Source organism: Ruegeria sp. AP12, assembly GCF_056540025.1.
This window is the reverse complement of the sequence record NZ_JBQFVZ010000074.1, coordinates 1-1,232: the sequence shown is the minus strand read 5'-3', so window position 1 is coordinate 1,232 and position 1,232 is coordinate 1. Positions and strand designations below refer to the sequence as shown.

The 1,232-nt window shown below is 59.9% G+C and carries 1 protein-coding gene and 1 pseudogene; one reads left to right on the top strand and one right to left on the bottom strand.

Annotated features, from left to right (window positions below; all coding sequences use genetic code 11):
* Positions 1-368: pseudogene (locus ACR0E6_RS21315) on the top strand (ferric reductase-like transmembrane domain-containing protein); the annotation flags it as partial.
* Here ACR0E6_RS21315 and argF read toward each other — a convergent pair.
* Positions 365-1,232: ornithine carbamoyltransferase (argF, locus tag ACR0E6_RS21310; protein WP_480587059.1), on the bottom strand; the 868-nt coding region annotated here is incomplete at its 5' end. The pseudogene ACR0E6_RS21315 and the gene argF overlap by 4 nt on opposite strands.

Sequence of the window (1,232 nt, the reverse complement as noted above, 5' to 3'; positions counted from 1 at the left end):
CGTTGATCGTGGCGATCTTTGTCCATGTTGGCGGCCTTTGGATTACCAGCCCTCCGGATGTGGTGGATGCGTTGCTCTTCGTCTCAGCGACCCCATTTTCCGCTTGGGGAGTGATCGCGATGTGGGCGGCTTTTTTTGCGGCGTTTCTCGGTATTTACCGACAGCGCTTGGCCTTGCGGTTTCGCGTCTGGCGGCTAACGCATACGACGCTGGCTTCTGTGACGATCATCGGAAGCGTTGTGCACGCTATGCTGATCGAGGGCACGATGGAGATCATGACCAAGACTGCCCTCTGCGTTTTGGTGCTATTGGCGAGCGGGCGGGCGCTCGCCAAGCTGCGTGTTTGGGACGTGAGGAAGCGGGCTTAGACGCCCAGACACCACCGCATCACTGCTTTCTGGGCGTGAAGGCGGTTCTCGGCCTCATCAAAGATGACCGAGTTCGGGCCGTCCATCACCTCGGAGGTCGCCTCTTCCTCGCGGTGGGCGGGCAGGCAATGCATGAACAGCGCGTCCGGCTTGGCATGGGACATCAACTCGGTATTGACCTGATACGGGCGCAGCATGTTGTGGCGACGCTCTTTCGCGGATTGGCTGTCATGCATCGAGACCCAGGTGTCGGCAACCACCAGATCTGCGCCCTCAACGGCCTTGTAAGGATCACGTTCAACGACGATTTGCGAGCCCTTCTGACGGGCAAAACCCATGAACTCTTCCTCGGGGTCAAACTGTGCCGGGCCGGTGAACGTCAGGTCAAAGCCGAACTGCCCTGCCGCGTGAAGGAACGAGGCGCAAACGTTGTTGCCGTCGCCGGTCCAGACCACTTTTTTACCCGCAATAGGGCCACGGTGTTCTTCGTAGGTCAGGATATCGGCCATGATCTGACAGGGATGGGTGCGGTCGGTCAGGCCGTTAATCACGGGCACGTCCGAGTATTCGGCCATCTCGGTCAAGACGGTCTCGTCAAAGGTGCGGATCATGATCATGTCCACATAGCGTGACAGGACACGGGCCGTGTCGGCGATGGTTTCGCCATGGCCAAGTTGCATGTCCTTGCCGGACAGGACCATGGTCTGACCGCCCATCTGACGTACGCCGACATCAAAGGACACGCGCGTCCGGGTCGAGGGTTTTTCGAAGATCAGCGCGACCATGCGGTCTTTCAGCGGTTGTTCGTCATCAGGGGCGGCCTTGGGGCGGCCCAGACGCGCCTGTTTCATCCCGCCCGCCTGA